This is a genomic window from Streptomyces mabaensis (assembly GCF_053763515.1).
This window is the reverse complement of sequence record NZ_JBSOPZ010000013.1, coordinates 176,752-182,944: the sequence shown is the minus strand read 5'-3', so window position 1 is coordinate 182,944 and position 6,193 is coordinate 176,752. Positions and strand designations below refer to the sequence as shown.

Below are 6,193 nucleotides of genomic sequence, written 5' to 3'. Positions count from 1 at the left end.
ATGGTGCCTTGTCGGCGTTTGTTGATTTCTAGGAGGAACAAAGTTTTTTTTTTTGGTGCCTTTTTCCATTCTTCCCCTGGGCAGCCCTCCCCCCGCTGAGGGGGTCAGCAGCAGGGGCCATCGCCGCAGCAGGTCGGCGGGTTGCACGACGCCGCCGTGCCCCACAGCTCGTGGTCGACGACAAACCCGGCATCTTCAATGGCCTGGACGGTGCGCGTGATGGCCACGCCATCGCGGAGCCGTCGGCCCTTGAAGGGGTTGTGGTGGATGAACCGGCCGGCGTACTGCTGGCACCACGCGGCGTACTCGCGGGTGTGCAGGACGAACGCGTGCCATCCCGGGTCGACCCTCTTCGACGGAGAGAGCGGGACGTCGTTGCGGTGAGCGGTCATGGCGAGGAAGGCGAGGGCCTGATCCATGACGCGTTCGGCGACCGGCCGGGGCAGGCCTTCCTCGTGCTCGAGGAAGACGACCAGGCGGTCGAAGAGTTCGGCGTCGATGAGGGTGCGGCCGAGGGCCTGTTCTGTTGCGAGAGCGGTCATGCGATGCTCCAAGGGTGCGTCTGCGGTGCCGGGCCCATCCCGGCGCCGTCGTGCACGTGCTGGGCCCCTTGGGGCCCGCCCGTTCCGGCCGTGTCCTGCCAGGGAATGGCGGCCGGGACGGGAGTCACGAAGTGGCGTTGCTGCAGCGAGGGCAGGCGCGTGGGAACCACCGAGTCGTGTGGTCGAGGATGTGCAGCTTCCGCGGCCCGAGGTCCACGGCGTGTCCGTTGTCGAGCGTGATGCCGCACCAGACGCAGGCGCGTCCGCGTACCTGCGGCTGCGACAGCGTGGCCACGGCGGGCAAGTCCGAGACCGTCCTGGTCACTGGGCTGAGCCCGCGCCGTGGTCGGCGCTGCAGGAAGCTGGCGCGCCGAGGGGCCGGTCAGAGACGCGAACGGTACCGCGGGCGCGGGCGCACGAGGCGTGGGCGTACTGACTCCAGCCCGGGCCGCTGTTGGAGTGCACGATCGCGATCAGGACATCAGCCCCGTCACGCTGGCAGTAGATGCAGATCATCCGAGGCGCCCCCTTGGCTGCAGTGACTGTCCTGCTGCAGACCGTAGGAACGTTGCTCAGAAAGCCCGAGCGAATTGCTCGCTATTTCTCGGATCCGTCCGGGGATTGCTCCCTACGAGGAGACGACGGCATCCAATGCGTCTGTGAGGAGCCGTCGAGCGCCCCCGCCGTAGCGCGCCATCGTCGCCAGCCGGTCGAACACGTTGCGGTACAGACGCAGTTCCTCCGGCTGCGTCAGGCGCATCTCCGCGGCGAACGTCTCGACCATGATGATCCGGTCGTCGAACATCCAGAAACCGTGAAGTGGGCTGACGGGCAGACGGACACCGAACGGAACGATGCCCAGACGAACGGACGCGAGCGAGGACGCGCTGACGAGCCGGTCGATCTGCCCGGCCATGACGTCGCGGGGGGCGGTGCCGTACCGCAACACAGCCTCGGTGATGAGGAAGTGGAAGTGACGGCCCGGCTGGTACAGAGCCGCTTGGCGTTCCATGCGGGCCTGTACGCCCGCGTCGATGTCGTTGACGACGCCGTACAGGTCGACGACCTCGGCGAGGCGGCAGCGCGCGTACTCGGGAGTCTGCAGCAGGCCGGGAACCCACGTGTTCTCGAACGCCCGGATAATGCGGGTGCTTGCGTCGACCTCGGCCAGGGCCTGCTGTCGAAGCTTCGTTCCGTCGCGCAGTTGCCGGCGCCATTCCGCGTACTGCGTTTCGAGGTTACGCAGGGAAGCGATGAGAGACGGCACGGATGGGGATGCCTTGCAAGCTGCTGCCCAGACCGTCAGGTCTTCCTCGGACGGTGTCTGTCGCCCGAGTTCAATCTTGCTTACCTTGCTGGCAGGCCAGCCCAGTGCCTCCGCGAGCTCCTTGCCGTTGAGCGTGGCGTCACGTCGGAGTTCGCGGAGGCGCTGGCCGAGCGCTTCACGCGCTTCGTGGATCTTTGTCACCGAGCGTCGGTCCGCCCTGCGACGTAGGCGGCATACGGCGTGGCGTGGTGCCATGCCTTGTCCCGCAGATAGCTGTGCCTGACCACCTCGGCGGGGTCCTCGACTATCTCGGTGCCGAGGGGTACCCCGTCGTCGGTGAAGTGCATACGCCCCAGACGGCGCGAGTCGAATAGCCAGTAGTCGTACCTGGGGAGGCCCAGCTTGTCTGCCTGATCCTGCGCCAGATACCGAATGTCCTCGCCGACCTGGACGTTGAACTGGCACAGCCACAGTTCGAACTCGAGGTAATCGGTGAGGGCGTCGGGTACGACCCGCACGCGCTCGATCCGCTTGCCCTGCTCGATGCCGCGACGCATGGTCTCCAGCCACGACTGGAACCATTCGGTGCCCGGGTCGTCACCTCGCCGGAACGCGGCGAATGGCTCCTGTTCCTCGTCGACGGTGTAGACCGTGCGGGTCTCCAGCCGCCAGGCCGTGTGCTCGAAGTCCTCGAAGAGGCGGCCGAACGCCTCGCCGGTGATCAGGTCGGGCACGTCACTCCTTGGGTGCGAAGCGGACCAGCAGTTCGCGTGGGATCTCGACGATGTCCTCGCCGTCGAGTACGTCCCGCAGCTGGGACCGCGCCTCCTCGTCGGTGACCTTGTAGCCCTGGACGACGATGGTGCCGCGGTCGGTCTCGTACAGCGTCGGGCAGTTGCCGCCGCCCGAGGTGGTGCCGATGAAGCGTAGCTCCATGATGCTTCCCCTCTCGCTGACATTTCTCGAAATTGCAGCACCGGGCGGCCGGTTGGACAAGGGCGCGTTCCGGACACGACGAACGCCCCCTGCCCGGTCCGTGAGGACCAGACAGGGGGCGCAATGCGTCACGGGTATTGACGGCGGTAGGGGTCAAGGCCAGCAGCCAGGGGCTCCGGTTCTTCTGGCGGTGGCGCTCCGTTGCGGCGGCACACCAAAGCGTCGGGGTCGTCCGCCGGGGGCTGCATGCTGTAGCCGTCAGGGCAGGTCTGACCGTCCTTCCCATCGGCCCCATCGCGGCCGTCTTTCCCGTCGGTCCCGTCACGGCCTGGGGGCCCGCTCGGGCCGGGGGCAGTCGAGTCCGCCCCGGGCTGCCCGGGGGGCCCCGAGGGTCCGGGCACGGTGGAGTCCGCGCCCGGTTTCCCGGGTGGGCCGGAAGCCCCCGGTGACGGTGTGATCGTGGGTGCCGGCTGGCCGTCTGCCCCGTCGCGTCCGGGTGGTCCAGCCGGCCCGACCTCACCGCGGGAGCCTGGCTCCCCGGCGACGGGCGTTCCGCCCAAGCGCTGCACCTGCTCCGCCAGTGCATCTCGCGCTTGGTTCGCGGTGCGCAGGTCGCGTGCCAGGTCTTGTACGGTCAGCAGCGCGGCGCCGGCGAGGAGGGCGCCGAGCACGGCGAGGAGGTTGCCCTGCCAGGATCGTTTCCTCTCTGGGGACTTATGGCGCTTCACGCTGTCGCCCCCGTCACGATCGCCGCCAGGTAGGGGAGCAGCGCCACGACGACAGTGATGACGACGCCGATCATCCACCGGCGGGTGGCGATGATGCGTTCCGCATCTTTCTCCCGCTGCGTTTCGAGCGCGGTGACGCGTTCACCGAGCTGGTTCTTCTCGATGGTGTAGACGTCGACCGGAACGACTTTGTCGAGGCGCCTGTTGAGCTGCTCCAGGTCCTCGCGCCAGTCTTCGCGCAAGGATTGGATGAGCCGCCCGAGCTCCCCATTCGACGGCTCCTCAGCCACGTGCTACTCCGATCAGACGCCCGTGGGCCTGGCAGGTACGGCAGGCGTGACCGGTGACACCTGCCCGCGGGTGACGAACATGAGGACCCCGAGGACGAAGCCGTTGATCGCGGCCACATGCGTGGGTGCAGCCTCGTAGCCGAATGCGGCCACCGCACTCGCGATCGTCGCGACCGCCGTCGTGAACGCCTGCGGAGCGATCGGCCTCGTCAACGCCGCGGCCACCGCTCCCAGGACCGCGGACGATCCGGCGACGATCCAGCCCGCCTCTTCGGCACTGAGCCCGCCTACCTGGAAGGTGACCAGCAGGCCGAGCACACCGGCGAGCGAGTTGAGCCACAGGGCCGGCTCACGATTGAGAATTCTCATGGCAGTTCCGTTTCTGCGAGTCGGGGTTCAGGCGGTGGGCCAGTACGGGCCCTGAACGAGGCGGTGCTCGACCTCGACACCGGGCGCGTCGGCGACGATCTCGAACTTGAGCTGCCAGCCCGGCTTGAGGCTTCCGGCCTTGGAGAACTGGGGGAAAGATTCGCCGTCGCGTGTCACAGCGTCGATAGCGAGGCCGTCGCTCTTGTAGTTGTCGGAAATCCTGTGGTGGAAGAAGCGGCCCTGAACGCGCATGCCCGGTGTGGTGCCAGTGAGGTGGACCTGGACGTGGACGTTGTAGGCAGTTTCTCCGGTCTCGGACCCCTGCAAGATGGCGGAGTCGTTGGCCATGTGGAGCAGCGTCCACTCGCCGGGGGTGAGCAGCGGGCCGCCGGCCTTCGACTCGGACAGGACAGGGGGCATGAGAGCGGTCTCCTCTACGGGGGGCGGGGGTGTGGGTTCTTCGACGGTGGGTGCGGGCCGCGGTGCGCCAGCGTGTGCCCACGCGTACAGGGGTCCGCCGGGGCAGTCGGTGGAGTAGCCGTCCTTGTGGCCGCCGAGCCAGGTCCCGGCAGGGCCTTCGGTGCGGCAGTAGTCGACCGCGTCGCGCAGACCGTGCAGCTGGTCGTCGGTGGGTTCGGTTAGGCCCTTGGAGCCGACCAGGGCCGCGATCGCGTAGTCCTGCTCGTTCAGCGCCGTGTTGCCGTTCGCCGAGTTGCGGCGCTCCAGGCCGCGGCCCTCGTGGACGTAGCCGTGGGTGCAGACGACGAAGCTGTAGCCGATGTCCGACCAGCCCTTGCCGTCCATGTGAGCGTCCTGCAACCTGCGGACGTAGGCGGCGCACTGCTCGTGCGGACGGTCGGCGTAGAAGGTGCCGAGGTAGTGGACCTTGACGCCGCGGCGGGGACCGGCGTACCGGGTCGCACCGTTCGGCCTGCGATACGGGCGTGCACCCCACTCGGAGCGCGAAACCATTTTCATGAACTCCCCCTTCTCAGGGCATGGGGAAAGCCCCGGCCGTCGGCTCGGGGCTGCGGTAAGGAGACGCGTCGGGTCAGGTCGTTTCGTAGTCGAGGGTCAGGCGTAGTTGTGTGCCGTTGGCCCAGGTGAACGGGACGTTGTTCGCGGCTTGGGACAGGTTGCTGACCGAGCCGGACGCGGGGAAGAAGATCAGCGCAGTCGTCGCGCCCGTGGAGACGAGCGTCTGGCCGAGGTATCGCTGCGACAGGAACGCGTGGGCCAGCCCGGCTCGCTGGCCGACCGATGCCGCCGTGAACGGCAGGCTCATGGAGTACGCGCCGCTGCCGTAGGTCGTGGACGACCCGGTCACCAGGTCTATCTGAACGTGGCAGGTCCGGCCGAACTTCATGTAGCGGCCGGTGATCGTGCCGTTGCCCACGACCGGGTTGGTGGTCACCGCGGTCCATGACGGCGTGTAGCTGGTCCACGCCGCGAACATGCTGTTGAACTGGTCGCGCACCTCCTGATTCATCAGGGCCGCCGTCACGGTCTCGCCAACCACCCAGGTCCGAGGAGTGAACGTCATGGATTCCTCCTGGGCGCCGGCCGGGAGGGCGGCATGGGCAGCTCGACTCTGCGAGCAGCATCGATACGCGCGCCGGCTTCCTCGGGCGGGACGCGAGGCAGTTCATCGACGGGTGGTTGCGGCGGCCGGTCCGGAGACGTCGCGTCGTCCGGGTGCCACCAGTTCCGCCCAGACGGCAGCTCCTGTTCGACCGACGTCTCGGCCGCCGCTGCGTCGGTGGGAAAGTCCAGGGCGATCCAGCCGAGTCCGCACTCGGTACACGCCATCCGCGGATCCGTGGGCGTCACCACCTGCGCGCTGCCGCACGGGCAGTCCGCCACCCACCGGTTGTGGTTGATCCGCGCGTAGGCCCGCACCCCGATCACGAAGCCGTCCGGCGGGGCGACGCGGCGCTGCACCCGGTGCTCAATCCAGCGGAACACCCGCTCCGCCGGCGGCACCAGGTCCCAGGCGTCAGCCGGCTGGGACGGGGGCGGGGTGTAGAAGGTTTCCGCGCGCTGCACGGCGATGGGCATGCG

At 68.2% G+C, this 6,193-nt stretch carries 9 protein-coding genes; all 9 read right to left on the bottom strand.

The genetic code is table 11. The features are described from left to right. Positions 1-104: 104 nt before the first annotated feature. Positions 105-542 (bottom strand): glycine-rich domain-containing protein, encoded by a 438-nt coding sequence (locus ACWV17_RS14640; RefSeq protein ID WP_455360035.1) that lies wholly within the window; start codon positions 540-542, stop codon positions 105-107. A 628-nt stretch (positions 543-1,170) separates the two neighbouring features. After that, positions 1,171-2,010 carry a helix-turn-helix domain-containing protein gene (locus tag ACWV17_RS14635; RefSeq protein ID WP_455360034.1) on the bottom strand — a complete coding sequence of 280 codons (840 nt, stop codon included), beginning with the start codon at positions 2,008-2,010 and terminating at the stop codon, positions 1,171-1,173. Then, complete coding sequence (locus tag ACWV17_RS14630) at positions 2,007-2,543, bottom strand: DUF6879 family protein (RefSeq protein ID WP_455360033.1); 537 nt, start codon at positions 2,541-2,543, stop codon at positions 2,007-2,009. The genes ACWV17_RS14635 and ACWV17_RS14630 overlap by 4 nt, the downstream gene beginning before the upstream one ends. A gap of 1 nt (position 2,544) precedes the next feature. Beyond that, positions 2,545-2,745, bottom strand: a complete 201-nt coding sequence (locus ACWV17_RS14625) for a hypothetical protein (RefSeq protein WP_455360032.1) — start codon at positions 2,743-2,745, stop codon at positions 2,545-2,547. A 724-nt stretch (positions 2,746-3,469) separates the two neighbouring features. Next, complete coding sequence (locus tag ACWV17_RS14620; protein ID WP_455360031.1) at positions 3,470-3,763, bottom strand: hypothetical protein; 294 nt, start codon at positions 3,761-3,763, stop codon at positions 3,470-3,472. A gap of 12 nt (positions 3,764-3,775) precedes the next feature. Next, positions 3,776-4,132, bottom strand: a complete 357-nt coding sequence (locus tag ACWV17_RS14615; protein ID WP_455360030.1) for a hypothetical protein — start codon at positions 4,130-4,132, stop codon at positions 3,776-3,778. A 27-nt stretch (positions 4,133-4,159) separates the two neighbouring features. Continuing rightward, the gene (locus tag ACWV17_RS14610; RefSeq protein WP_455360029.1) at positions 4,160-5,110 is read right to left on the bottom strand and encodes a hypothetical protein; all 951 of its coding nucleotides are present in this window, start codon (positions 5,108-5,110) and stop codon (positions 4,160-4,162) included. A 73-nt stretch (positions 5,111-5,183) separates the two neighbouring features. Further along, positions 5,184-5,675, bottom strand: a complete 492-nt coding sequence (locus tag ACWV17_RS14605; RefSeq protein WP_455360028.1) for a hypothetical protein — start codon at positions 5,673-5,675, stop codon at positions 5,184-5,186. Then, positions 5,672-6,190, bottom strand: coding sequence for a hypothetical protein (locus tag ACWV17_RS14600; RefSeq protein WP_455360027.1), 519 nt, complete (start codon positions 6,188-6,190; stop codon positions 5,672-5,674). Before ACWV17_RS14600 ends, ACWV17_RS14605 begins: the two co-directional genes overlap by 4 nt. Positions 6,191-6,193: the final 3 nt, after the last annotated feature.